Source organism: Klebsiella sp. GB_Kp056, assembly GCF_040064755.1.
Classification (GTDB): domain Bacteria; phylum Pseudomonadota; class Gammaproteobacteria; order Enterobacterales; family Enterobacteriaceae; genus Klebsiella; species Klebsiella quasipneumoniae.
In genome coordinates this window covers 83,102-108,897 of the sequence record NZ_JBEAJA010000036.1, presented here as the reverse complement: position 1 = coordinate 108,897, position 25,796 = coordinate 83,102, and the positions used below count along the sequence as shown (strand labels likewise).

23 protein-coding genes are annotated in these 25,796 nt (G+C 61.2%); 3 read left to right on the top strand and 20 right to left on the bottom strand.

The features are described from left to right. The first annotated feature begins 3 nt into the window (after positions 1 to 3). Positions 4 to 435: a tripartite tricarboxylate transporter TctB family protein gene (locus ABLV52_RS04165; RefSeq protein WP_023290501.1), complete on the top strand. Its 432-nt coding sequence runs from the start codon at positions 4 to 6 to the stop codon at positions 433 to 435. Between the two features lie 11 nt (positions 436 to 446). After that, positions 447 to 1,964 (top strand): tripartite tricarboxylate transporter permease, encoded by a 1,518-nt coding sequence (locus ABLV52_RS04160; RefSeq protein ID WP_023290502.1) that lies wholly within the window; start codon positions 447 to 449, stop codon positions 1,962 to 1,964. Here ABLV52_RS04160 and menE read toward each other — a convergent pair. The 7 genes from menE to ABLV52_RS04125 form a co-directional block, all read right to left on the bottom strand. Continuing rightward, complete coding sequence (menE, locus tag ABLV52_RS04155; RefSeq protein WP_348890041.1) at positions 1,961 to 3,322, bottom strand: o-succinylbenzoate--CoA ligase; 1,362 nt, start codon at positions 3,320 to 3,322, stop codon at positions 1,961 to 1,963. The genes ABLV52_RS04160 and menE overlap by 4 nt on opposite strands. Further along, on the bottom strand, positions 3,319 to 4,284 hold the full coding sequence (gene menC / locus ABLV52_RS04150) for an o-succinylbenzoate synthase (protein WP_348890039.1): 966 nt from the start codon (positions 4,282 to 4,284) through the stop codon (positions 3,319 to 3,321). Before menC ends, menE begins: the two co-directional genes overlap by 4 nt. Then, positions 4,284 to 5,141, bottom strand: a complete 858-nt coding sequence (gene menB, locus ABLV52_RS04145) for a 1,4-dihydroxy-2-naphthoyl-CoA synthase (RefSeq protein WP_004201730.1) — start codon at positions 5,139 to 5,141, stop codon at positions 4,284 to 4,286. Before menB ends, menC begins: the two co-directional genes overlap by 1 nt. A gap of 14 nt (positions 5,142 to 5,155) precedes the next feature. After that, positions 5,156 to 5,914 (bottom strand): 2-succinyl-6-hydroxy-2,4-cyclohexadiene-1-carboxylate synthase, encoded by a 759-nt coding sequence (gene menH, locus ABLV52_RS04140; RefSeq protein ID WP_044524260.1) that lies wholly within the window; start codon positions 5,912 to 5,914, stop codon positions 5,156 to 5,158. After that, positions 5,911 to 7,581, bottom strand: a complete 1,671-nt coding sequence (gene menD / locus ABLV52_RS04135) for a 2-succinyl-5-enolpyruvyl-6-hydroxy-3-cyclohexene-1-carboxylic-acid synthase (RefSeq protein WP_048297927.1) — start codon at positions 7,579 to 7,581, stop codon at positions 5,911 to 5,913. The genes menH and menD overlap by 4 nt, the downstream gene beginning before the upstream one ends. Positions 7,582 to 7,663: 82 nt before the next feature. After that, positions 7,664 to 8,953, bottom strand: coding sequence for an isochorismate synthase MenF (gene menF / locus ABLV52_RS04130; protein WP_348890037.1), 1,290 nt, complete (start codon positions 8,951 to 8,953; stop codon positions 7,664 to 7,666). 135 nt (positions 8,954 to 9,088) lie between these two features. After that, positions 9,089 to 9,550, bottom strand: a complete 462-nt coding sequence (locus ABLV52_RS04125) for a GNAT family N-acetyltransferase (RefSeq protein WP_048336241.1) — start codon at positions 9,548 to 9,550, stop codon at positions 9,089 to 9,091. 57 nt (positions 9,551 to 9,607) lie between these two features. Here ABLV52_RS04125 and rnz point away from each other — a divergent pair, with 57 nt between their 5' ends. Beyond that, positions 9,608 to 10,528, top strand: a complete 921-nt coding sequence (gene rnz / locus ABLV52_RS04120; protein ID WP_044524264.1) for a ribonuclease Z — start codon at positions 9,608 to 9,610, stop codon at positions 10,526 to 10,528. Positions 10,529 to 10,584: 56 nt separating this feature from the next. Here the strand turns inward: rnz and nuoN are convergent, their stop codons facing one another. The 13 genes from nuoN to nuoA form a co-directional block, all read right to left on the bottom strand. Continuing rightward, positions 10,585 to 12,042: an NADH-quinone oxidoreductase subunit NuoN gene (gene nuoN, locus ABLV52_RS04115; protein ID WP_004201737.1), complete on the bottom strand. Its 1,458-nt coding sequence runs from the start codon at positions 12,040 to 12,042 to the stop codon at positions 10,585 to 10,587. 6 nt (positions 12,043 to 12,048) lie between these two features. Then, positions 12,049 to 13,578 carry an NADH-quinone oxidoreductase subunit M gene (nuoM, locus tag ABLV52_RS04110; protein ID WP_048297929.1) on the bottom strand — a complete coding sequence of 510 codons (1,530 nt, stop codon included), beginning with the start codon at positions 13,576 to 13,578 and terminating at the stop codon, positions 12,049 to 12,051. A 298-nt stretch (positions 13,579 to 13,876) separates the two neighbouring features. Next, complete coding sequence (gene nuoL / locus ABLV52_RS04105) at positions 13,877 to 15,718, bottom strand: NADH-quinone oxidoreductase subunit L (RefSeq protein ID WP_032453592.1); 1,842 nt, start codon at positions 15,716 to 15,718, stop codon at positions 13,877 to 13,879. Next, entirely contained in the window at positions 15,715 to 16,017 is a 303-nt protein-coding gene (nuoK, locus tag ABLV52_RS04100; RefSeq protein ID WP_004865088.1) for an NADH-quinone oxidoreductase subunit NuoK, read from the bottom strand. Before nuoK ends, nuoL begins: the two co-directional genes overlap by 4 nt. Beyond that, positions 16,014 to 16,568: an NADH-quinone oxidoreductase subunit J gene (gene nuoJ, locus ABLV52_RS04095; RefSeq protein WP_004201743.1), complete on the bottom strand. Its 555-nt coding sequence runs from the start codon at positions 16,566 to 16,568 to the stop codon at positions 16,014 to 16,016. The genes nuoK and nuoJ overlap by 4 nt, the downstream gene beginning before the upstream one ends. Positions 16,569 to 16,578: 10 nt before the next feature. Further along, entirely contained in the window at positions 16,579 to 17,121 is a 543-nt protein-coding gene (gene nuoI, locus ABLV52_RS04090; protein WP_002913152.1) for an NADH-quinone oxidoreductase subunit NuoI, read from the bottom strand. Between the two features lie 14 nt (positions 17,122 to 17,135). Continuing rightward, a complete protein-coding gene (gene nuoH / locus ABLV52_RS04085) occupies positions 17,136 to 18,113 on the bottom strand; it encodes an NADH-quinone oxidoreductase subunit NuoH (protein ID WP_023290510.1) in 978 nt (325 codons plus the stop codon). After that, positions 18,110 to 20,836, bottom strand: a complete 2,727-nt coding sequence (nuoG, locus tag ABLV52_RS04080) for an NADH-quinone oxidoreductase subunit NuoG (RefSeq protein WP_348890035.1) — start codon at positions 20,834 to 20,836, stop codon at positions 18,110 to 18,112. The genes nuoH and nuoG overlap by 4 nt, the downstream gene beginning before the upstream one ends. Before the next feature lie 33 nt (positions 20,837 to 20,869). Next, the gene (nuoF, locus tag ABLV52_RS04075) at positions 20,870 to 22,207 is read right to left on the bottom strand and encodes an NADH-quinone oxidoreductase subunit NuoF (RefSeq protein ID WP_002913158.1); all 1,338 of its coding nucleotides are present in this window, start codon (positions 22,205 to 22,207) and stop codon (positions 20,870 to 20,872) included. Beyond that, entirely contained in the window at positions 22,204 to 22,704 is a 501-nt protein-coding gene (gene nuoE / locus ABLV52_RS04070) for an NADH-quinone oxidoreductase subunit NuoE (protein ID WP_002913160.1), read from the bottom strand. The genes nuoF and nuoE overlap by 4 nt, the downstream gene beginning before the upstream one ends. Positions 22,705 to 22,706: 2 nt before the next feature. Continuing rightward, on the bottom strand, positions 22,707 to 24,515 hold the full coding sequence (gene nuoC / locus ABLV52_RS04065; RefSeq protein WP_004201746.1) for an NADH-quinone oxidoreductase subunit C/D: 1,809 nt from the start codon (positions 24,513 to 24,515) through the stop codon (positions 22,707 to 22,709). An 87-nt stretch (positions 24,516 to 24,602) separates the two neighbouring features. After that, positions 24,603 to 25,277, bottom strand: coding sequence for an NADH-quinone oxidoreductase subunit NuoB (gene nuoB, locus ABLV52_RS04060; protein WP_002913178.1), 675 nt, complete (start codon positions 25,275 to 25,277; stop codon positions 24,603 to 24,605). A 15-nt stretch (positions 25,278 to 25,292) separates the two neighbouring features. Beyond that, on the bottom strand, positions 25,293 to 25,739 hold the full coding sequence (gene nuoA, locus ABLV52_RS04055) for an NADH-quinone oxidoreductase subunit NuoA (RefSeq protein WP_002913181.1): 447 nt from the start codon (positions 25,737 to 25,739) through the stop codon (positions 25,293 to 25,295). Positions 25,740 to 25,796 lie beyond the last annotated feature (57 nt).

Here is a 25,796-nt window from a genome sequence, read left to right as displayed (position 1 = left end):
CTAATGAGCGATCGTATTTTTGCCGGAGTGTGGCTGTTGTTATGTATTGGCGGTCTGTTTATCGCCTGGCAGATCCACAGCGAATACGCCTATGAACCCGTCGGCCCGCGTCCCTTCCCGCTCGGGATCATCGGCCTGATGCTGCTGTGCTCGGCGTTAATGTTGCTGCGTCGCCCGGACGCCGTCGAGTGGCCGGGACGGCATGTGCTGCAGCGTCTGCTGACCATGGTCGTGGTGCTGGTGGTCTACGCCTGGGGGTTTGAATGGCTCGGTTTTCCGCTGGCCACCGCGCTGCTGACGGCGATCATTGGTCTGCTGTTCGGCGCGACGCTGCCGGCAGCGGGCATTGCCGGCGTCGCGATGGGCGTGTCGTTATGGTACGCCTTCGACACCCTGCTCGATGTCACCCTGCCCCTTGGCATCTGGTTTAATTAACGGAGGCGTTTATGGATACCTGGATCTATCTCTCGCAGGGCTTCGCCGTCGCCATGACGCCGGAGAACCTGCTGATCGCCCTGATCGGCTGCTTTGTCGGGACTATCGTCGGCCTCCTGCCGGGGCTGGGGCCTATCAACGGCGTGGCGATTCTGCTGCCGCTGGCTTTCGCCCTGCATTTACCCGCGGAGTCGGCGCTGATCCTGCTGGCGACGGTCTATATCGGTTGCGAATACGGCGGGCGTATTTCATCAATTCTGTTGAACGTGCCCGGCGATGCCGCCGCCATTATGACCGCCCTCGACGGCTATCCGATGGCCCAGCAGGGTCGCGGCGGCGTTGCGTTGTCGATTTCCGCCGTCAGTTCCTTCTTTGGCTCAATGATCGCCATCGGCGGTATTATTTTGTTCGCGCCGCTGCTCGCCCAGTGGTCGCTGGCGTTCGGTCCGGCGGAGTACTTCGCGCTGATGGTCTTCGCCATCGCCTGTCTTGGCAGCATGATGGCGCAGAACCCGCTGAAGTCGTTCCTCGCGGCGTTAATCGGCCTGGGTCTGGCGACGGTAGGGGTGGACGCCAATACCGGGGTTTACCGCTTCACCTTCGACAGCGTCCATCTCTCGGACGGCGTACAGTTTATTGTGGTGGTGATCGGCCTGTTCTCGGTTTCAGAGATCCTGTTGATGCTGGAGAGCACCAGCGGCGGACAAACGCTGGTGCGGAAAACCGGACGGATGCTGTTTAACACCAAAGAGGCCGCGCAGTGCGTCGGCGCGACCCTGCGCTCTTCGGTGGTGGGTTTCTTCGTCGGCATTCTGCCCGGCGCCGGGGCGACCATCGCCAGCGCCATTACCTACATGACGGAGAAAAAACTCAGCGGTAACAGCGATAACTTCGGCAAGGGCGATATTCGCGGCGTGGCGGCGCCGGAAGCGGCCAATAACGCCTCCGCCTGCGGTTCCTTTATTCCCATGCTGACGCTCGGCGTGCCGGGGTCCGGCACCACCGCGGTGATGATGGGCGCGCTGACGCTGTATAACATCACCCCCGGCCCGGCAATGTTCACCGAGCAGCCGGATATCGTCTGGGGGCTGATTGCCGCCCTGCTGATCGCCAACGTGATGCTGCTTATTATGAACATTCCGCTGATCGGCCTGTTCACCCGTATGCTGACCATTCCGCTGTGGTTTCTGGTCCCGGCCATCGCCGCGGTCTCCGCCGTCGGCGTCTACGCGGTACACAGCACCACTTTTGACCTGCTGCTGATGGTGGGGCTCGGGGTGCTCGGCTACATCATGCGCAAAATGCACTTCCCGATGTCGCCGCTGATCCTTGGCTTCGTGCTGGGGGAGATGCTGGAGCAGAACCTGCGTCGCGCGCTGTCGATCAGCAACGGCAATCTGGCGATCCTGTGGCAAAGCGGGGTGACCAAAACGCTGCTGGTGCTGGCTATCGCCGTGCTGGTGGTGCCGCCGCTGCTGCGTCTGCGACGTAAACAGCGCCAGCGTCGCGCCGAAGCCAATATCGGCTAAGCCGGCGAATTGACCCATTCGCGCAGCGCCCGGCGCGAGATCTTAATCCCACCGTTCTTTAACGTTTCCGGCAGCCGCAGCCAACGCACCGGCTGCTGGAAACGCGCCAGCCGTTCCGCGCTCCATGCCGCCAGCACGCTCATTTCGCAGCCGTCATCGCATTCCACCACCGCTACCGGACGCTGGCCATATTCCGCATCGTCCAGCGGCACGACAAACGCCTGCTGTATCTGCGGATGCGCCCCGATGATCCGTTCCACCTCCTCCGGCTGGATCCCTTCCCCACCGCTGAAAAAGAGATTATCCAGGCGCCCGAGGAGAGTAAGCCGTCCATCGATGATCTCGCCGCGATCGCGGGTGGCAAACCACCCTTCGTCGTTGGTCAATGGCAACAATTGACCGTCGCGCCAGTAGCCCGCGGCCATGCTCGCCGCCCGCAGCCAGACCTCGCCGGCAACGATTTTCATCTCCCGCCCCGGCAACGGCGCGCCCACATCCGCCGCGCCGTCGGCCTCTTTAGCGCAGACGGTGGAAGCGAATTCGGTCAGGCCGTAGCCGCAGTAGGTGCGTACCCCCTGCCCCCGCGCCCGCTCGGTCAATTCGACCGGGATCGCCGCGCCGCCGAGCAGCACCGCCTTGAGGGTAAGCGCAGCATCGTCATTCAGCAGGCGCCACAGCTGAGTCGGCACCAGCGAAGCATGGGTACAGCCCTGCAGCATCTGCGCCAGCGGCTGTTTATCGCGCACCGTCAGCCGCGCGCCGGCCAGCAGCCAGCGCCACATAATCCCCTGGCCGGAGACATGAAACAGCGGCAGCGACAGCAGCCAGTCATCTTCTGCGGCAAACGGCATCAGCGCCAGCACGCCGGCGGCGCTGGCCAGATGGGCGCTGGCATGATGCACTGCCGCCTTCGGCAAACCGGTCGACCCCGAGGTCAGCGTCATTGAGGCGAAACGATCCCCACGCCACGGCACAGCATGGGTTCCCGCTGTCGCCTGCAGGGTTAACGCCGGTAAATCCCCCGGCAGCGCATCGCCGTTAAGCACCAGCTGATGCTGGACGGTCAACGCTGGCAGCAGTTCCTGCAGCAACGCCGTCGGCAGCTGCGGATTCAGCGGCAACACCCGCGCGCCGCATTGCAGCAGCGCCAGCCAGGCCAGCAGCGTCGACGGCTGGTTAAAAGCCTGCAGGGCCACCCCGTGACCTTCGGTTACGCCCTGCGCGGCAAACCCGGCCGCCAGCACGTCAACGCGGGCGCACAGGTCGCGCCAGGTCAGCGGCTGGTCATTCAGGCGCAGCGCCTGCGCCTCTCCGCGCCGCTGGCGCCAGTGGCGCCAGGGCCAGTCGCGAAAGGTCACAGCAGCGGCTCCAGCGTATCGATGCTGATCATCGGCAGGGTGCTTTCCGGCCACGCCCGCACCAGCTGGGCGCCCATCAGCGACAGGGTGTCCAGTCCGGGGATGGTCTGCGGCGTCAGCCAGGCGGCAACCCGCGCCAGCTGGGTTAACCCGAGGCTGGACTCGATCGACGAGCTGATCACCGCGCTCAGCCCCAGCGCATGGGCCGCGGCGACCTGCTGCTGAACCCGGTGTAAACTGCCGGTTAGCGTCGGCTTGATCACCACCGCGCGCACGCCAGGCTCGGCGACGAAGCGAAAATCCGCCTCACGCAGGCTTTCATCCCAGGCGATAGCGATCCCGGTTTCGCGGCTAAAGGCCCGCGAGTCCTCCCGCGTTTTACAAGGTTCCTCAAGAAAGGCAATGCGCTGGCGATACACCGGATCGACATATTTCGCAAACTGCTGCGCTTTCAGCGGCGTCCAGGCCCGGTTGGCATCCAGACGCAGCTGCAGGTCGGGGATGGCTTCCAGCAGTAGATTAACCACCATGCCGTCGCGGACCGCCTCCCAGAGCCCCACTTTCACCTTAGCGACTTTCTCGCCGGGCATCGCCGCCAGTCTGGCGAACAGCTCATCCGGATCGCCGGAGCAGAGCGGCGCCGCGCGATAATCCGCGGCCTGCGGCAGCTCGCCGCTGAGCTCCGCCTGCGCGCAGCTGATGCCAAAGGCGACAGAGGGCAGCGCAGGAAGCGCCGGCTCCGCGCCGTCGCGCCAGGCCTGAGCCCAGGGCAGCAGCGCCGCCTGCGCCTCCGCCAGGGTCTCTGCGCTGAATCCCGGCAGGGGAGAAATTTCCCCCCAGCCCTCCCGCTCACCCTCCCGCAGGTGGATGAACAGCCCGTCGCGGGTTTTTAACCGCCGTTCTCGCAGCACCACGCCCGCGTCCATCGGTATCTGCCAGCGGTAAACCTGCGAAACGCGCATTAGGGATTCCGTTTAAATTTGCTGAAGTCCGGCTGACGTTTCTGGTTGAAGGCATTGCGGCCTTCCTGTCCCTCTTCCGTCATGTAGAACAGCATAGTGGCGTTGCCCGCCAGCTCCTGCAGACCGGCCTGGCCGTCGCAGTCGGCGTTCAGCGCCGCTTTCAGGCAGCGCAGCGCCATTGGGCTGTTCTGCAGCATTTCACGACACCAGCGCACCGTCTCTTTTTCCAGATCCGCCAGCGGCACCACGGTGTTCACCAGCCCCATGTCCAGCGCCTGCTGCGCGTCATACTGACGGCAGAGGAACCAAATTTCGCGCGCTTTTTTCTGCCCGACGATGCGCGCCATATAGGAGGCGCCCCAGCCGCCGTCGAAGGAGCCGACTTTCGGCCCGGTCTGACCGAAGATGGCGTTTTCCGCCGCGATGGTCAGATCGCACATCATGTGCAGCACGTGGCCGCCGCCGATAGAGTAGCCGGCCACCATCGCTACCACCGGTTTCGGGCAGGTGCGGATCTGGCGCTGAAAGTCGAGTACGTTGAGATGATGCACGCCGGAGTCGTCCTGATAGCCGCCGTAATCGCCGCGGACTTTCTGATCGCCGCCGGCGCAAAAGGCTTTCTCACCTTCCCCGGTCAGGACAATCACCCCGATATTGTCGTCATAACGAGCATCCGCCAGCGCCTGGATCATCTCTTTGACGGTCAGCGGGCGGAAAGCGTTGCGCACCTGCGGGCGATTGATTGTGATTTTGGCAATGCCGTCGGCCGATTTGTGATAGCGAATATCGGTATAGCCTTCGGAACAATCGTGCCATTCAACAGGGGCATAGAGCATTGCTTCATCAAGAGAGATCATAGAATGTCCTTCAGTTAACTTGCCAGAATCTGCGCCAGACAGGCAATCACCGCCGCCGGGTTGTCCCGGTGCGCGTTGTGTCCGGCATGGTGAATAAGATGGAGATCCGCCGCGAGCGCCTGCGCGATGGCGCGAAACTTCGCGTCGCGCTCGCCGCACAGGTAGTGAAAGGGGAAATCGCGCGCCTGCAGGGACGCGCGCAGATCGGCCTGCCCGGCAAGGGAGGTCGCCTGCAGCATCTCGGCCAGCGTCGCGCCGTTGTTCCGGCTGCGTAAGGCGACCAGCGCCGCGCGCTGCCCGGCATCCAGTGAAGCGAAGACCGGCTGCTGATACCAGTCGGCAAAGACCTGCGCCAACGGCTCATGGCGAAAACGTTCCGCCCAGGCGCTGTCGTTGCTGCGCCGCGCCTGCCGCGCTTCGGCATCCTGCAGCCCCGGATGGCCGCCCTCAACGACGAGGCCGCGCAGGCCCGCGCGCGGCTGGCAGGCGAAGTTCATCGCCACCCGGCCCCCCAGCGAGTAACCGATCAGCCAGTAGTTAAGTATGTTGTAACTATTAAGCGTAGCCTGCAGCAAAATATTGACCCCGGCAAAGTCCTGCACCGCGATATCCGCCGAGCCGCCGTGGCCCGGCAGATCGAGATACAGCCGCGGCCAGGCGCGAAACGCGTCGCCTACTTCCCGCCACTCATGGCGGTCGCCGGAAAAACCGTGCAGAAAGACCAGCCAGGGATAACCCGGCTGGCCATGTTCGACTGCAGCGCTGAGGGTCACAGGCGACTTACCTGCGCCAGCAGCTGCTGGAGGGTCTGCGTGCCGTCGGTCTCATTGACCGCCAGCTCAATCACCGTCGCCCCTGCCCTGCGCCAGGCGCCGGCCAGCGCCTCATCCAGCGCCTGCCAGTCAGCCGGGCGATGATAGACCAGGCCGAACATCGCCGCCGCGTGGCTGAAATCAACGTCCTGCGGCATTAAGTAGAACTGGCGCCGCTCGTCCTGCGGCGTCGGCAGCATGGAGAAAATCTGCCCGCCGTTGTTGTTCACCACGATCAGCACCAGCGGCGCCGACGCCTGGCGCAGCAGGGCCAGCGAGTTGAGATCGTACAGCGCCGAAAGATCGCCGACGATAGCCAGGGTTGGCCGGGCGCTGGCGCGCTGGACGCCGGCGGCGGTGGCGATCAAGCCATCAATGCCGCTGGCGCCGCGGTTGCTGTAAACCGGGTAGCCAGCCGGCAGCTGCGCCAGGGCGTCGATCAGGCGCACCACCAGGCTGTTGCCGACAAACAGTTGCCCCTGTTCCGGCAGATAGCGCCGAATTCGCTGCGCCAGCTGCGCTTCGCCAAAGGGTTCGTTGCTGGCGACCGCCGCCTCCCACGCCTGTCGGGCCAGTTCAGGAATAGCCGTCGCCCACGGCTGGCGTTTCTCCGCCGGGTGAAGCTCAAGCCAGCGGTCAATGCTGGCGAGCAGACGACGGCCGCGGTGCTGCGCCGGATCGAGACGGCCGGGCAGATTATCCACCAGCCAGTATTCATCAGGCTCGCAGGTGGCCTGCCACTGCAGGACCCGCTTGCCGGTCAGGCTGCTGCCGAGCTGAACCACGATCTGCGCCTGCGCCAGCTCGCTCACCGCTTTGCCGTTGCCCAGCCACAGGTCAGCGCACGGCAGCGGCTGCCCGGTCTGCGACAGGACATCGCCGATCAGCGGCCAGCCGAGGGTTTGCGCCCACTCGGCCACTTTTTTCCCTTCGGCGGCGCTCATTCTGCCCGCCACGACCACGCCGCGCTTTTGCCGCCAGAAGAACCAGTCGCGCTGTTTCTCACTTTCCATCTGCAGCGCCTGACGTAACCAGGGTTTATCGCTCTGCCACCAGTTGCCGAGCTGCTGCTGCCACTCCACGCCGGTATCATCCATATCGCCATACAGCGGTTCGGCGAACGGGCAGTTGATATGCACCCCGCCGGCGTGCAGCTCGCCCAAGGCCTGGTCGAGGGTCGAGACCAGCCAGCGGGCGGAAATATCCTGCGAGGGACGCGGCAGAGAAATCGTCTGCGACGGATGGGAGGCGAACATCCCCGGCTGACGAATCGCCTGATTGGCGCCGCAGTCGATCAGCTCCGGCGGACGGTCAGCGGTCAGGAGAATCAGCTTTTCCCCGGTAAGCCCCGCCTCAATCAGCGCCGGATATAGGTTCGCGGTGGCGGTCCCGGAGGTCACAATAACCGCCACCGGCTGACGACTGGCTTTCGCCAGACCGAGCGCCAGGTGGCCAAGGCCGCGTTCGTCAAAATGGGTATGATGGATAAAGGCGCGGTTTTCCGCCGCCGCCAGGGTTAAGGGTGTCGAGCGCGAGCCCGGCGCAATGCAGATATGCTGCACGCCGTGGCGCGTTAAAGCTTCCAGGATCACCGCCGCCCAGCGTCGGTTAAATGCGCTTACTGACATGAAATTGTCCGGTATCAAATATTGATGCTAAGTATAGATAAGGCAAAGTGACGGCGTTTTGATATGCATCGTCATTCCCGTCTTATGGACACAGCAGCGAGCGCAGCCCGGCCGCTTTGTTGTCAATCTCCTGCCACTCCTGCTGCGCATCGGAGCCGCTGACGATCCCCGCCCCGGCATACAGTCGCAGAGTGTCGTTGTCCACTTTCGCCGAACGCAGCGCCACGCAAAACTCGCTTTGCGCCAGCGACAGATACCCGGCGGAACCGGCGTACCATTCACGGGAAAAAGGTTCATGGCGCTGAATGAATGAGAGCGCCGCCCGCCGCGGCAGGCCGGCCACCGCGGCGGTGGGCTGGAGCTGCAGCAGACAGCGGCTGTCGTCAGGCTCCGCCAGCTCGGTCCAGATGCAGCGTCGGAGATGCTGCACCTTGCGCAGCCTCACCACCTGCGGCGGCAGAACGTCCAGCGTCGAGGCCTCACTTTGCAGGCGCTGGCAGATATCCTCCACCACCAGCATGTTTTCCCGCTGATTTTTGTCGTCTTTCATCAACCAGTCGGCCAGCTGCTGCGCCTTCGCGTCATCCTGATGATTAGCGACGGTGCCCGCCAGCGCTTCGGTGCGCAGCAGCGCGCCGCGCCGGCGCCACAGCCGCTCCGGCGTGGAGCCGAAAAACGCCTGCCGGGCATTGAACGCCATCAGGAAATGAAAACAGTTAAGATTGCGGCTGCGGCTGGCGGCCATGATGCTCACGGCATCCAGCGGGGCGGCAAACTGCAGGTCGGTTGCCCGCGCCAGCACCACTTTATCCATGTCGCCGGCGGCGATGGCCTGCGTCGCCTGGTCTATCATTGCCTGCCACTGGGGATAATCGGAGGAGTGGCGCTCGCTCAGCAGCGGCGGCACGCCGCCAGGGGTCGCCTGGGCGGTGGTCAGACTGGCGAGAAAATCACCCGCCGTCACGGCATCGTCGCGCAGGGAGAGGTCGCTGTGCAGCACCAGCCGCATCACGGCCCTGCCGCCGCACCGACGCCACTCCAGACGCGGCAGCACCAGCCGGCCCTGCTGCGGGGCAAACGCATTCAGGCCGCAGATGCGCAGATCCTGCCGCCCGGCCTGGTGTAAAAAGCGGTTTGCGGCGTCGAGCGAGGGAAAGCTTTTTACCGCCCCCAGCGCCGCCAGCTCCTCGTCGCCATTGCGCTGCTGCCAGTAGAACTGCGGCCACTGCGGCTGCTGGCCGCACCATAGCAGCGGATCGAAGGCATCATTCAGCGGAAAGGCAATATCGATAATTCGCGTGCCGGGTGAGTCAGGAAAGGGCTCACTCAGGCCGTCACGTAAACGGGCCAGCGCAGTGGAAACAGACAGCACGCAAACCTCCACGGTAGTAAAACCCCACATTATAAGGGGTTCAACGGCGGAATAGCAGTACCCATGACGAGGGAGCGGGTTTTAACTCACCCGCTCGCCGGCCCGGAACAAGGTTGGGACGCGAGTGTTCAGGGGTCAGAGAGCGCGGCTTTCCCGCGCCATGCCGATGTGCGGAATGCCGTCCTCATCATAGACCTCAGTCACTGGCGTAAAACCGAAGTGGGCGTAAAAGGCTTGCAGATGCGCCTGCGCCCCGAGGTAAATCGCCTTTTGCGGCCAGTGCCGCTGACAGCTGGCCAGCGCCTGCGCCATCAGCTGATGGCCGAGCTTTTCGCCGCGCGCGGCGGGGCTGACGATAACCCGGCCAATCACCACCGGATCGTACGTCTCTTCGCTTTTAAGGATCCGCGCATAGGCCACCAGTTCGCCATCGCGCCAGCCGAGCAGATGGCGATTTTCCCCGACCAAATCATCGCCGTCGACATCCTGATAGGCGCACTGCTGCTCCACGACAAAGACTTCGCTGCGCAGCTTCAGCAGCGCATACAGCTGGGCAACGGTCAGTTCACTATGATGGAGATCCTGCCAGGTCATCATCTGCTGCTCCTTATTGATATACTGATACTTTGCGACTCGCCCTGAGGACACTGGACGATGGAATTAACTTTTTTGGGGACATCCGCCGGGGTGCCGACCCGCACGCGTAATATGACGTCGATAATACTCAATTTGCAACAGCCAACCCGCGCCGAAATGTGGTTGTTTGACTGCGGCGAAGGGACCCAGCATCAATTTCTGCATACGCCCCATCATCCTGGCAAACTGAATAAGATCTTTATTACCCATCTGCACGGCGACCATCTGTTCGGCCTGCCCGGCCTGCTGTGCAGCCGCTCGATGCAGGGGAATTCGCTGCCGCTGACGGTCTACGGACCAAAAGGAATAAAGGAATTCATTGACACCGCGCTGCGCCTCAGCGGTTCGTGGACCGATTATCCCCTGACCATCGTCGAAGTCGGCCCCGGTCTGGTGTTCGACGAAGAGGGCTATCGGGTCACCGCGTTCCCGCTCAGCCATCCGGTGGAGTGCTACGGGTATCGCATTGAGCAGCATGACAAGCCCGGCGCCCTCGACGCCGCCCAGCTGATTGCCGACGGCGTGCCCCCCGGACCGCTGTTTCACCGGCTTAAGCGCGGTGAACAGGTCACGCTGGCGGATGGCCGGACGATCGACGGCAGCCGCTACCTGGGGCCCGCTACGCCGGGTAAAACGCTGGCCATCTTCGGCGATACCGCCCCCTGCCCGCAGGCGCTGGAAATGGCGCGCGGGGCGGATGTGATGGTGCACGAAACCACGCTGGAGCAGGCGATGGCGGAGAAAGCCAATAGCCGCGGCCACTCTTCCAGTCAGCAGACCGCAGCGCTTGCCAAAGAAGCGGGGGTCGGCACGCTAATCGCCACCCACTTTAGCTCACGCTACGATGCCGAAGGCTGCCTGCGGATGCTGGCGGAATGCCGGGAGATTTTCCCGGACACCCTGCTGGCGGAAGACTTTATGGTCTACAGGGTGGCGTAACATTCCGGGCATAAAAAAACCGCCATTCCGGCGGTTTTTTTATTGAGGCAATCAACTTACATCAGCGGCGTCGCCAGCTGCACGATGCTAATCAGCGGCTGCGGCCAGATACCGAGCACCAGCACCAGCAGGGCAGAGATCAGCACCACGATACCGCCCGCGCTGTACTGCCAGTTCGACGGCGCATCACGGTTCAGCTGCTCCGGCGCGCTCAGGTACAAACTCACCGCCACGCGCAGGTAGTAGTAGAGACCGATCGCCGAGCCGACAACCACCGCGGCAACCAGCCACCACAGATGGGCGTGAACACCGACGGCCAGCACATAGAACTTACCGATAAAGCCGAGCGTCATTGGGATACCGGCCAGGGAGAGCATCATCACCGTCATCACCGCCGACAGGATCGGACGGTGCCAGAACAGACCGCGGTAGGAGAACAGCGAGTCCGCGTCCGGGCCACGGTATGGACTGGACATCAGGCTGACCACGCCGAACGCGCCGAGGCTGCTGAACAGGTAGCCGGCCAGGTAGACGCCAACGGCTTCCATCGACATTTCGCCGCTTTGCAGGGCGATCAGCGCCACCAGCAGATAGCCGAGGTGGGAGATAGAAGAGTAACCGAGCAGACGTTTGATATTGGTCTGGCTCAGCGCCATCAGGTTACCGAAGATGATAGAGGCGAAGGCGATCAGCCCCAACACCACGCGCACCGCTTCGCTGTTGCCCACCGGCATGTACAGGAACAGACGCATCACCACGCCGAAGATAGCAATCTTGCTGGCGGTCGCCAGGAAGGTGGAGACCGGCGCAGGCGCCCCCTGGTAAACGTCCGGCGTCCACAGGTGGAACGGCACCAGCGACAGTTTAAAGCCAAGACCGACGATCATCAGGCCGAGCCCTGCCAGCAGCAGCGGCTCGTGCAGGGTGTTGTCCGCCAGGCTCTTGCCCAGCGCAAGGAAGGACAGGTTGCCGGAGTTCGCATACACCAGCGCCATACCGAACAGCAGGAAAGAGGAGGCTGCCGCGGAGAGGATGGTGTATTTGATGCTCGCTTCCAGCGAACGCTTCTGGCGGAAGGCGTAGCCGACCAGGCCGAACAGCGGCAAGGAGATCAACTCGATGCCGAGGAACAGCGCCGCCAGATGATTCGCACCGGCCAGCAGAATGCCGCCCAGGGCGGCAATCAACACCAGCAGGTAGAACTCTTCTTTGTTGTCCTTGTAACCCTCAAGCCACGGGTAGGCGAAAGTACAGGTCGCGAGGCTCGCCAGCAGCACCAGCCCGGTATAGAGCATAGCGTAGCCGTCAACGCGGATCAGCGGCGTGACGTCCATCGCCCCGTTCTGGCCGACGAACCAGAGCGAGACCAGCGCGGCGTTAAGCCCGAGAACCGACAGCGTGGCATTGAGAAAATGATTGCGTCGCCACGCAATGGAGAGCATCACAACCACCACCGTCAAGCCGACGATCAGCAGCGGTAGCAGTGCGATCAGTTGTTGTGGAGTTATTGTCATGGCGAATTACGGCCTTGTAGTAGAAACAGAATTAACAAACCACTGCTGAATGTTGCTCATCGCAGCATGCGAGGTGTCGAGGATCGGCTGCGGGAAGAAGCCCAACAGCACCAGCAGCACCACCAGCAGCAGGATGATAGACAGTTCACGCAGGGACATCCCCGGCAGCGCTTTCGCCGCGATTTCGCTTTTCGCTTTACCGAAATAAGCGCGATGCAGCATCGACAGCGAGTAAACGGACGCGAATACCAGACCAAAGGTCGAGATTACGGTGATCACCGGCACCACTTTATAGCTGCCGAACAGGATCATAAATTCGCCGACGAAGTTACCCGTGCCCGGCATCCCCAGGGTGGCGACGGCGAAGAACATCGACATCGCCGGCAGCCATTTGATTTTGCTCCACAGACCGCCCATCTGACGCATGTCACGGGTATGCAGACGTTCGTACAGCTGGCCGCAGAGAATAAACAGACCCGCCGCGGAGAGACCGTGAGCAATCATCTGGATCACCGCCCCCTGATACGCCAGCTGGCTGCCGGTGTAGATAGCAATCAGCACGAAGCCCATGTGGGACACGGAGGTGTAGGCGATAAGACGTTTGATATCCGTCTGCGCAAAGGCCATCCACGCGCCGTAGAAGATCCCGATCACGCCCAGCCACATCGCGATGGGCGCAAACTCGGCGGAGGCGTTCGGGAACAGCGGCAGCGCAAAGCGCAGCAGACCGTAGGCCGCGGTTTTCAGCAGGATCCCCGCGAGGTCGACGGAACCGGCGGTCGGCGCCTGGGAGTGGGCGTCCGGCAGCCAGCCGTGCAGCGGCACCACCGGCATTTTCACCGCGAAGGCGATGAAGAAGCCGAGCATCAGCAGGTATTCCACGCCGTGGGACATCGGGGTTTTCAACAGCTCTTCATAGTTGAAAGTCCACACGCCGGTGGCGTTGAAGTGGACGAATGCCAGCGCCAGAATGGCGATCAGCATCACCAGGCCGCTCGCCTGGGTGTAGATGAAGAACTTAGTGGCCGCCGTGATACGCGTTTTACCGTCAGAGGCTTTGTGGCCCCACAGCGCGATCAGGAAGTACATCGGCACCAACATCATTTCCCAGAAGAAGAAGAACAGGAACATGTCGATGGCGAGGAACACGCCGATGACGCCGCCCAGGATCCACATCAGGTTGAGGTGGAAGAATCCCTGGTATTTTTCGATTTCGCGCCAGGAACAGAGCACCGCCAGCACGCCGAGCAGGCCGGTCAGCACCACCATCAGCAGCGACAGGCCGTCGATCGCCAGATGAATGCTAATGCCGAAGCGTGGGATCCACGGCAGCACGAACTCAGACTGCCACTGCGGAATACCCGCGGATTGCGTCAGAGAATAGCCGCCCTGCATCCACAGCTGCAGGCCAAGCGCCAGCGTCAGTCCCATAGTAATCAGCGCGATCCAGCGCGGCACTTTCACGCCAAAGCGTTCGGTCTGCCAGCACAGGAAGCCGCCGATAAAGGGGATTAATATCAACCAAGGCAATAACATGGTGATTTTTATTCCTTATTTAAGTCCGGTTCAGGCTATCTTACTCGTCATAGTGAACTCCGGCTGTGCTCACAATCCTCACGTACTTTAATACGCTCCGGTTGCTCCGCGCAGGCGGCGTCCACGTTGACTTCGCCGATAATGCCTGTCCTTTACGACCTGATTTTCAACGAATTCTCACAGAAAATTCACTTCGGTTTGAGGCTTGTTTTGTCGGGTGGCGCTAACGCTTACCCGACCTACGGTCCCGTAGGCCCGGCAAGCAGCGCGCCGCCGGGCAACACAATGGTTCTCAAACTCAACGCAATACCATCAGCAGCGCCAGCACCACCACCGCGCCGATGCTCATTGACGCCACATACCAGCGCAGATAGCCGTTCTCGCTCACCAGCAGGCCTTTACCTGCGAAGCGGGAGAGGATCGCCGGGATGTTCATCAATGCGTTCAGCGGATCGCTCTTCAGCAGCCAGGCAATGCCGAGGAATGGCTTAACGAAGACTTTGTCGTATAACCAGTCGAAGCCCCAGGCATGGAACCACCAGGTACCGAAGAAGCGGCCAGGCGCACTGTTGGCGATAGAGGTCACCAGGGTGCGTTTGCCCAGCCACAGCCATGCGGCGATCAGGATGCCGGCAATGGCGATGATCCCGGAGGCAATCTCCAGCGTCATCACGTTGCCATGCGCCAGTTCAGTGGTCTGCGGCAGGACGCCTTCCAGCGGCGGCACGATCAGCGCGCCAACGAAGGTGGACAGCACCAGCAGCACAATCAGCGGCAGATGATGGGTGATCCCCTTCCCTGCGTGCGCGTGAATTTGCTCTTTACCGTGGAACACGATGAAAATCATGCGGAAGGTGTACAGCGAGGTCATAAAGGCGCCGACCAGGCCCGCCACCATCAGGTTGATATGGCCGTTGGCCATCGCCCCCGCCAGAATCTCATCCTTACTGAAGAAGCCTGCGGTAATGAGCGGCAGAGCGGACAGCGCCGCGCCCCCCACCAGGAAGCAGACGTACACCAGCGGAATAGATTTGCGCAGGCCGCCCATCTTGAAGATGTTCTGTTCGTGATGGCAGGCGAGAATCACCGAACCCGACGACAGGAACAGCAGCGCTTTAAAGAACGCGTGGGTCATCAGATGGAAAATCGCCGCATCCCATGCCTGCACGCCCAGCGCGAGGAACATGTAGCCAATCTGACTCATGGTGGAGTAAGCGAGAACGCGTTTGATGTCGGTCTGCACCAGCGCGGCGAAGCCCGCCAGCACCAGCGTTACCGCCCCGACGATCCCGACCAGATGCAGCACTTCCGGCGTCATCAGGAACAGACCGTGGGTACGGGCGATCAGGTAGACGCCCGCGGTAACCATGGTGGCGGCGTGGATCAGCGCGGAGACTGGCGTCGGACCCGCCATCGCATCGGCAAGCCACGTTTGCAGCGGCAGCTGGGCGGATTTACCGACCGCGCCGCCGAGCAGCATCAGCGTCGCCCACTGCAGCGTGGTGCTGCCGTTAGCGAAGTGCTGCGGCGCCAGCTCAACCATTTCGCGGAAGTTGAGGGTACCCAGTTCGTTATAAAGAATGAACAGCGCGAAGGCGAGGAACACGTCGCCGACGCGGGTCACCACAAACGCTTTCATCGCTGCGGCGCCGTTCTTCGGATCGGTGTAGTAGAAACCGATCAGCAGGTAAGAGCAGAGACCCACCCCTTCCCAACCCAGGTACATCAGCAGCAGGTTATCGGCCAGTACCAGAACCACCATGCTGGCGATAAACAGGTTGGTGTAGGCGAAGAAGCGGGAATAGCCCTCTTCACCGCGCATATACCAGGAGGCGAACATATGGATCAGGAAGCCGACGCCGGTCACCACGGAGAGCATGGTCAGCGACAGGCCGTCCAGCACCAGGTTGAAGCCGATGTTGAAATCCCCAACCGACATCCAGGTCCACAGCGGCACGCTGACCGCCTGTTTGCCGTTAGCGAAAAAGTCAACGCCGACGTAGGCGGTGACCAGCGCCGCCAGGCCTACCGAGCCCATGCCAACGGTGGCGGAAAGGTTTTCCGACCAGCGCCCGCGGGAAAAGGCCAGCAGCACAAAGCCAATTAATGGCAAAAGAATGGTTAAGGCAAGCATGTTCATCCACGCAACTCACTTACTGAATCGATGTTCAGGTTCTGGCGGCGACGATGGAGCTGCAGCAGCAGCGCCAGACCGATACTCGCTTCCGCAGCCGCGAGGCTGATAGCGAGGATATACATAATCTGACCATCAGTCTGGCCCCAGTAGCTGCCCGCCACCACAAAGGCCAGCGCGGCGGCGTTAATCATGATTTCCAGGCTGATCAACATAAACAGCAGATTGCGGCGGATCACCAGCCCCGTCAGACCAAGCACAAACAGGATGGCCGCGAGGATCAGTCCATGTGTTAAGGGGATCATGCGTGTTCCTCCGTTTTTCTTTTGTCGCTGTCGTTCACGCGGTTGCTCAGCACCTCGCCGGCGCGCTCTTCGCGGCCGATATGGAAGGCGACCACCAGGCCCGCCAGCAGCAGCATGGAGGCCAGCTCCACCGCCAGGACGTACGGCCCAAACAGCGCAATACCCACTTCTTTGGCGTTGATCGCCGCGCCGTCGATACCCTGGTCGTTAATCCCCAGGATGGCGTAAACGATAACCACCAGCAGCACCGCGGAGAGGATGGCCGGGCCAATCCAGATCCCCGGCTGCAGCCATTTGCGTTCCTGTTCGATTTCGCTGCCGCCCAGGTTGAGCATCATCACCACGAAGACGAACAGCACCATAATGGCCCCGGCGTAGACGATAATCTCCAGCGCCCCGGCGAAGTAAGCGCCCAGCGAGAAGAACACCCCGGCAATCGCTAACAGCGAAATGATCAGGTACAGCAGCGCATGCACCGGATTGGTGTGGGTGACGACCCGCAAGGTTGCGAGGATGGCGATCAGGCCACAGATATAAAAAGCGAATTCCATTGCCCTCTCCTTACGGTAACAGGCTCTTGACGTCGATCGGCTTAGCTTCGTTTTCCGCTTCGCCCTTATCTTTGCCGTCGATTGCCATACCCGCCATCCGGTAGAAGTTATATTCCGGGTATTTGCCCGGACCGGAAATCAGCAGATCCTCTTTTTCGTACACCAGATCCTGACGCTTGTATTCACCCAGCTCAAAGTCCGGGGTCAACTGGATCGCCGTGGTCGGGCACGCTTCTTCGCACAGACCGCAGAAAATGCAGCGTGAGAAGTTGATGCGGAAGAACTCAGGGTACCAGCGGCCGTCTACCGTCTCTGCTTTCTGCAGAGAAATACAGCCCACCGGGCAGGCTACCGCACACAGGTTACAGGCGACGCAGCGCTCTGCACCGTCCGGATCGCGCGTCAGCACGATCCGGCCGCGATAGCGCGGCGGCAGATAGACCGGCTCTTCCGGGTACATCCGGGTTTCACGTTTGGCGAAGGCATGCAGGCCAATCATCCAGATACTCCGGACCTGGGTGCCGAACCCCACCAATAATTCTTTTAAGGTCATGTTCAATTCACCCCTTATTGCGCCTGCCAGAGAATGACAGCCGCCGTTACCAACAAGTTGACCAGCGTTAACGGCAGGCATACCTTCCAGCCAAAGGACATTACCTGGTCATAGCGCGGACGCGGTAATGATGCGCGGATCAAAATGAACATCATCATGAAGAACGCGGTTTTCAGCGCGAACCAGATGAAAGGAGGTAACCACGGGCCATTCCAGCCGCCGAAGAACAGCGTGACGATCAGCGCTGAAACGGTGACGATACCGATGTATTCACCGACGAAGAACAGACCGAACTTCATGCCGGAATATTCAATGTGGTAACCATCGGCCAGCTCCTGCTCCGCTTCCGGCTGGTCGAACGGGTGACGGTGACACACCGCCACGCCGGCGATGGCGAACGTCACGAAGCCGAAGAACTGCGGAATAACGTTCCACAGATGCGCCTGGTTGTTGACGATATCGGTCATGTTGAATGACCCCGCCTGCGCCACCACGCCCATCAGGGAGAGGCCGAGGAACACTTCGTAGCTCAGGGTCTGCGCGGAAGCACGCATCGCCCCCAGCAGCGAGTATTTGTTGTTGCTCGACCAACCGGCGAACAGCACCGCGTATACCGCCAGGCCTGCCATCATCAGGAAGAACAGGATCCCGATGTTCAGATCGGCCACCACCCACGTCGGGCTGACCGGCACAATGGCGAAGGCCAGCAGCAGCGAAGTAAAGGCGATCACCGGCGCCAGAGTAAAGATCACGCGATCCGAGAAGCGCGGAACCCAGTCCTCTTTAAAGAACATTTTGATCATGTCGGCGACCAGCTGCAGCGAACCGCCCCAGCCCACCCGGTTTGGCCCGTAGCGGTTCTGGAACAGACCGAGCAGACGACGCTCGCCGAAGCTCATGAACGCGCCGCAGGTGACCACCACCAGCAGAATGACCACGGCCTTCAGGATGCTTAACAGAATGTCGATAAGATCCGGCGTTAACCAGCTCATGCTTGCGCCTCCTGCAGTGAATCAATACGCGATCCGGTCAGTACCGGCGCAATGCCCGGCATGCCCATCGGTAAGCCAACCTGTCCTGCGGTCAGACCTTCAGAGATAACCAGCGGCAGACGCAGGGTCTGGCCTTCCACGCTAAAGGAGAGCATCGCCCCGGCGTTGACGCCAAGCTTCGCGGCATCCGCCGGGTTCAGCTTGATGTACGGCTCAGGCATCCGGCTCTGGAACACCGGCGCGCGCTGTGACAGCTCATCGCTGCCAAACAGGTGGTAGTACGGCGCGATACGCCATTTCCCGTCTTCCGCCTGGAAGCTGGCCGGCACCGCCGTGAAGTATTCCAGCCCGCTGGCGGACGCTTCAAACAGACGGACGCCCGGATCGCCGTGGCGCAGTTTCCCGCCCACTTCATCCTGGAACTTGTTCCATGCCTGCGGGGAGTTCCAGCCCGGCGCCCAGGCGAACGGGATCTGCGAACGCGGGGCGGACGGCTGGTTGTTCCCTTCCATGGAGAAGGCGAACATGGTGTCTTTATCCTGCGGCTGACGCGGTTCGTGGACGCTGATGTTGGCGCGCATCGCTGTGCGGCCGCTGTAGCGGTGCGGTTCACGCGCCAGCTTCTGACCGCGAATGCGGAAGGTCGCATCCGGCGCGGCGTCTTTAATGCCCGCCAGCTGCGGCAGGGCGGCAATCGCGGCATCGATGACGTGGTCCAGCTGCGTCCAGTCAACCTGACGGTTGTTAACGGTGCTGTGCAGGGAATGCAGCCAGCGCCAGCTTTCCAGCATGACGGTTTTCGCGTCGTAGTAGGCCGGGTCGTAGACCTGGAAGAAGCGCTGAGCGCGGCCTTCGTTGTTGACCACGGTACCGTCGCTTTCCGCAAAGCTTGCCGCGGAGAGCACCAGGTGCGCTTTGTCCATAATCGCCGTGCGCTGATGGTCAACCACCATCACCAGCGGCGCTTTGGAGAGCGCTGCGTCGACGCGGGCGGCGGAAGCATGACGGTGAAGGTCGTTTTCCAGCACGATAACCGCGTCTGCGGCGCCGCTTTCCAGTTCGTCCAGCGCCTCTTCAAGCGAGCCGCCGCCGATCATACCCAGACCGACGCTGTTCACCGCGCGGGCAACCATCGTCACGCCGACGTCGGCGCCGCGGCCTTTCAGGGCTTTCGCCACGTTAGCGGCGGCCTGGATGATCTCCATGCTGCCGGCGTTGGTCCCGGAAATAATCAGTGGTTTTTTCGCCCCGGCCAGCGCCTGGACGATGACATCGACTTTCCCCTGCAGTTCACGGCTCAGGCCGTCAACCACCGGCGCGCTGTCGTCCAGCGCATGGGCGATGGCGAAGCCGAGACGCGCCTGATCTTCCACCGGCGCGCGGTAGGTCCACGCGGCGATGTCATCCAGGCGGGTGTCATCGATGTTGGTGACGAATAGCGGGTGTTTGGCGCGCTGGCCGATGTTGAGGATCGCGGCGATCTGCCAGTCGGCCACTTTCTGCGCCGCCGCCATTTCGCGTGCTTTCCCTTTCACCGCCTGACGCACCGCCAGCGCGACGCGCGCGCCGGTCTGGGTAATGTCTTCCCCCAGCACCAGTACCGCGTCGTAGGATTCGATATCGCGCAGGCTTGGGGTGTGGATCCCACCTTCGCGCAGCACTTTCAGCATCATCTGCAGGCGCGCTTGTTCGCCTTTGGCGATGCCGGTATAGAAGTTGTCGGCGCCCACCAGCTCGCGCAGCGCGAAGTTGCTTTCAATGCTGGCGCGCGGGGAGCCGATGCCGATCACTTTCTTCGACTGGCGCAGAATATCCGCCGCGCCCTGCATCGCCTGCTCGGCGTTCAGGGTAATCAGATCGTCGCCGCGGCGCTGAACCGGCTGACGCGGACGGTCTTTCAGGTTCACGTAGCCATAGCCGAAACGACCGCGGTCGCAGAGGAAGTAGCGGTTAACGGTCCCGTTATAACGGTTTTCGATACGACGCAGTTCGCCATAGCGTTCGCCCGGACTGATGTTACAGCCGATGGAACACTGCTGGCAGATGCTCGGCGCAAACTGCATGTCCCATTTACGGTTATAGCGCTCGGAGTGGGTTTTATCGGTGAAGACGCCGGTCGGGCAGACTTCCACCAGGTTGCCGGAGAATTCACTCTCCAGGGTGCCATCTTCCGGGCGGCCGAAGTAGACGTTGTCGTGGGCGCCATAGACGCCCAGATCGGTGCCGTCGGCATAATCTTTGTAGTAGCGCACGCAGCGGTAGCAGGCGATGCAGCGGTTCATTTCGTGAGAAATAAACGGCCCCAGATCCTGATTGCGGTGGGTACGCTTGGTAAAACGATAGCGGCGGAAGCTATGGCCGGTCATCACCGTCATATCCTGCAGGTGGCAGTTGCCGCCCTCTTCGCAGACCGGGCAGTCGTGCGGGTGGTTGGTCATCAGCCACTCCACCACGCTTTCGCGGAACTGCTTCGCTTCGCCATCGTCGATAGAAATAAAGGTGCCGTCGGATGCCGGAGTCATACAGGACATCACCAGGCGACCACGCGTGTCTTCCGCGTTCTGATATTGCTTCACCGCACACTGGCGGCAAGCACCGACGCTCCCTAGCGCCGGGTGCCAGCAAAAGTAGGGAATATCAAGCCCAAGAGAGAGACAAGCCTCCAGCAGGTTGTCCGCTCCGTTGACCTCGTATTCTTTGCCGTCTACATGAATCGTAGCCATTAGCGTGCTTCCAAAAATAAAAAAACCTTTAGATTACCAGCGCGTCTTAAGCAGGTTCGGCTGAATCCCGTTGATTGCATGGGTATTGCTGAACTGCTGCTTAATGCCAGCCTCGAATTCTTCGCGGAAATATTTAATCGCGCTCTGCAGCGGCTCAACCGCGCCCGGCGCGTGCGCGCAGAAGGTTTTACCCGGGCCCAGGAATCGACACAGTTGCTCAAGGGTTTCGATATCGCCAGGCTGGCCTTCGCCGCGCTCCAGGGCGCGCAGGATCTTCACGCTCCACGGCAGCCCATCGCGGCACGGCGTACACCAGCCGCAGGACTCGCGGGCGAAGAACTCTTCGAGGTTGCGCACCAGCGAGACCATGTTGATCTCGTGGTCAACGGCCATCGCCAGCGAGGTGCCCAGACGGCTGCCCGCTTTACCAATGCTTTCGAACTCCATCGGCAGATCGAGGTGCGCTTCGGTGAGGAAGTCGGTCCCTGCCCCACCCGGCTGCCAGGCTTTAAACTTCAGGCCATCGCGCATGCCGCCGGCGTAATCTTCCAGGATCTCGCGGGCAGTGGTGCCGAAAGGCAGCTCCCAGACGCCCGGGTTCTTCACGCGGCCGGAGAAGCCCATCAGCTTGGTGCCGGCATCTTTACTGGTGGAGATGTTCTGGTACCACTCAACGCCGTTGGCCAAAATCGCCGGCACGTTGCACAGGGTTTCCACGTTGTTGACGCAGGTCGGCTTACCCCACACGCCGGAGCTCGCCGGGAACGGCGGCTTGGAGCGCGGGTTAGCGCGGCGACCTTCCAGGGAGTTAATCAGCGCCGTCTCTTCGCCGCAGATATAGCGCCCTGCCCCGGTGTGGACAAACAGCTCGAAGTCAAAACCGGTGCCGAGGATGTTTTTCCCCAGCAGGCCCGCCTCGGTGGCTTCGGCAATCGCGCGGCGCAGATGCTGGGCCGCTTCGATATACTCTCCGCGCAGGAAGATGTAGCCGCGGTAGGCCTTCAGCGCAAACGCGGAGATCAGCATGCCTTCCACCAGCAGGTGCGGCAGCTGCTCCATCAGCAGGCGGTCTTTATAGGTGCCCGGCTCCATTTCATCGGCGTTACACAGCAGGTAACGGATATTCATGGACTCGTCTTTCGGCATCAGGCTCCACTTCAGACCGGTGGAGAAGCCCGCGCCGCCGCGCCCTTTCAGGCCAGCGTCTTTTACCGCCGTGACGATTTCGTCCGGCGCCATGCCGGTCAGCGCTTTTCGCGCCCCTTCATAGCCATTTTTGCTGCGATACTCGTCCAGCCAGACCGGCTGCTTGTCGTCGCGCAGGCGCCAAGTGAGCGGATGCGTTTCCGCAGTACGAATTACGGTTTTCATTTGTACTGCTCCAGCAGGTCAGGAATTGCCTCCGGCGTCAGATGGCTGTGAGTGTCCTCATCAATCATCATGGTCGGTCCCTTGTCGCAGTTGCCCAGGCAGCAGGTCGGCAGCAGGGTAAAGCGGCCATCAAAGGTGGTCTGCCCTGGCTTGATGTTCAGCTTCTTCTCGATGGCGGCCTGAATTCCCTGATAGCCGGTAATGTGGCACACCACGCTGTCGCAGTAGCGGATCACGTGACGGCCAACCGGCTGGCGGAAAATCTGGCTGTAGAACGTCGCCACGCCTTCGACGTCGCTGGCCGGGATGCCCAGCACATCGGCAATGGCGTAGATCGCGCCATCCGGCACCCAGCCGCGCTGTTTCTGAACGATTTTCAGCGCTTCGATGGACGCCGCACGCGGGTCTTCGTAGTGGTGCTTCTCGTGCTCAATAGCCTCACGCTCTGCCGCACTCAGCTCAAAAGCCTCGGTTTGTGGTTGTTGATTCTCGTGCATAATTAGCGGTCCACGTCTGACATAACAAAATCGATACTACCCAGATAGACGATCAGGTCGGATACCAGGCTGCCGCGGATCGCCGACGGGATCTGCTGCAGGTGCGCAAAGCTCGGCGTGCGGACGCGGGTACGGTAGCTCATGGTGCTGCCGTCGCTGGTCAGGTAGTAACTGTTAATCCCCTTGGTCGCCTCAATCATCTGGAAGGATTCGTTGGCCGGCATGACCGGGCCCCACGATACTTGCAGGAAGTGGGTGATCAGGGTTTCGATATGCTGCAGCGTGCGCTCTTTCGGCGGCGGCGTGGTCAGCGGGTGATCCGCTTTGAACGGCCCTTCCGGCATATTGTCGAGGCACTGCTGAAGAATGCGCAGGCTCTGGCGCAGCTCTTCGACTTTCAGCATCACGCGGGTGTAGCAGTCAGAGACGCCGCCCCCGGTCGGGACTTCGAAGTCGAAGTTTTCATAGCCAGAATAAGGACGCCATTTACGCACGTCGAAGCCGATACCGGTGGCGCGCAGGCCTGCGCCGGTGGTGCCCCACTCCAGCGCCTCTTTAGCGGTATAGGCTGCCACGCCGACGGAACGGCCCTTCAGAATGGTGTTGCGCAGGGCGGCTTTTTCATAGGAGTCCAGACGCTTCGGCATCCACTCGAGGAACTCACGCAGCAGACGATCCCAGCCGCGCGGCAGATCGTGCGCGACGCCGCCGATGCGGAACCACGCCGGGTGCATACGGAAACCGGTGATCGCTTCCACCAGATCGTAGATTTTCTGCCGATCGGTAAAGGCGAAGAAGACCGGGGTCATCGCGCCGACGTCCTGAATAAAGGTAGAGATATACAGCAGGTGGCTGTTGATGCGGAACAGTTCGGAGAGCATTACGCGGATCACGTTGACGCGATCCGGCACGGTGATCCCGGCCAGTTTTTCCACGGCCAGCACGTACGGCATCTCGTTGACGCAGCCGCCAAGGTATTCGATACGGTCGGTGTACGGGATGTAGCTGTGCCAGGACTGGCGCTCGCCCATCTTCTCGGCGCCGCGGTGGTGGTAACCGATGTCCGGCACGCAGTCGACGATCTCTTCGCCATCCAGTTGCAGAATAATGCGGAACGCACCGTGCGCGGAGGGGTGGTTCGGACCGAGGTTGAGGAACATGAAGTCCTCGTTGTCGGTGCCGCGCTTCATGCCCCACTCTTCCGGTTTGAAAGTCAGCGCTTCCATCTCCAGATCCTGTTTGGCTTTGGTCAGCTCAAACGGATCGAATTCGGTGGCGCGCGCCGGGTAGTCTTTACGCAGCGGGTGGCCTTCCCAGGTCGGCGGCATCATGATGCGACGCAGGTTCGGGTGGCCATCGAAGGTAATACCAAACATTTCCCAGGTTTCACGCTCATACCAGTTGGCGTTGGGGAACAGTTTGGTGAAGGTCGGCAGATGCAGATCGTTTTCAGACAGCGCCACCTTGAGCATGATGTCGCGGTTGCGGTCGATGGAAATCAGGTGATAGAAAACGGAAAAATCCGCGGCGGGCAGGCCATCGCGGTGCGTGCGCAGACGTTCGTCCATGCCGTGCAGGTCAAACAGCATCACGTAAGGCTTCGGCAATTTCTTCAGGAAATCACCCACCTCAAGCAGCTGCTCGCGCTTGACCCATACCACCGGTACGCCGGTACGGGTTGGCTGAACGGTAAAGGCATCCGGCCCAAAGCGGTTGCGCAGTTCGCCGATCACCGGGTCATCAAGGTGATCGCGGGTTTGCCAGGCTGGTGCGGCGTCATGCGCGGTTAAATCGGTCATATTGTTCACCATTGCAAAAGGTCCGTGGTGACTGCCGGGCGAGACTTCGCGCTGTTGTAGATTGATTTGCGAAGTGGTTCTCCCGCCCGCAGGCGCAAATTAAATCTCGTCCGGCGTCCGCAGATTGGTCACTGCAATACGTTCGCCGCGTTTACGCTCGCGTTCCGACTGCATATTGGCGCGATAGACGCCCTGATCGCCAACCACCCATGAGAGCGGACGACGTTCTTTACCAATGGACTCCTGCAGCAGCATCAGCGCCTGCATATAGGCCTCCGGACGCGGCGGGCAGCCCGGGATGTACACATCGACCGGAATAAACTTATCCACGCCCTGGACGACGGAATAGATGTCGTACATTCCGCCGGAGTTCGCGCAGGCGCCCATGGAGATCACCCACTTCGGCTCCAGCATCTGATCATAGAGACGCTGAATAACCGGCGCCATTTTGGTGAAGCAGGTTCCGGCGACCACCATCAGGTCCGCCTGACGCGGAGAGGCGCGCAGAACTTCGGCCCCAAAGCGCGCAACGTCATGCACCGCAGTGAATGACGTCACCATTTCCACATAACAGCAAGAAAGGCCGAAGTTATACGGCCAAATTGAGTTCTTACGGCCCCAGTTCACCATGTCATGCAGCGCGTGTTCGAGTTTCCCCATATACACGCTTTTGTTGACTTCCTGCTCCAGGGGGTCGGTAACGATCTCCTGTTTCTGCAGGGGGTAACGGTCGTTCTCACCGTTAGGATCTATGCGGGTGAGCGTATAATCCATCTTATTGCCTCGCTTTTACTGCATATGACGGTTAGTGGGACTGTCTGTTTCCGGGTTAACCAGCGTGCGACGGGAACGCGCAGGCGTCCAGTCCAGTGCGCCGATGCGAACGAGATAAACCAGACCAGCCAGTAGCACTAAAATGAAAATTGCGGCTTCCACAAAGCCGACCCAGCCGCTCTCGCGGATGGAGGTCGACCATGCGTAGAGATACAGGGCTTCCACGTCGAAGATCACGAAGAACATGGCAACCAGATAAAACTTCGCAGAAAGACGTAAGCGGGCCGAACCAACGGAGTCGATCCCCGATTCAAACGGCGTGTTTTTGCTACGCGCGCGCGCGCGACCGCCAAGGTACCAGCCGCCGACGAGCATCAGGCAGCACAGACCGATAGCGATGATGAGAAATATAGCGAATGCCCAGTGATGAGCGATGACTTCAGTGGATGTTGACATACGCATTGCTTAACCAAAAAAGTGTAGCGCCAAAACCCTCTGCTCTTACTGGCAGATGAACGC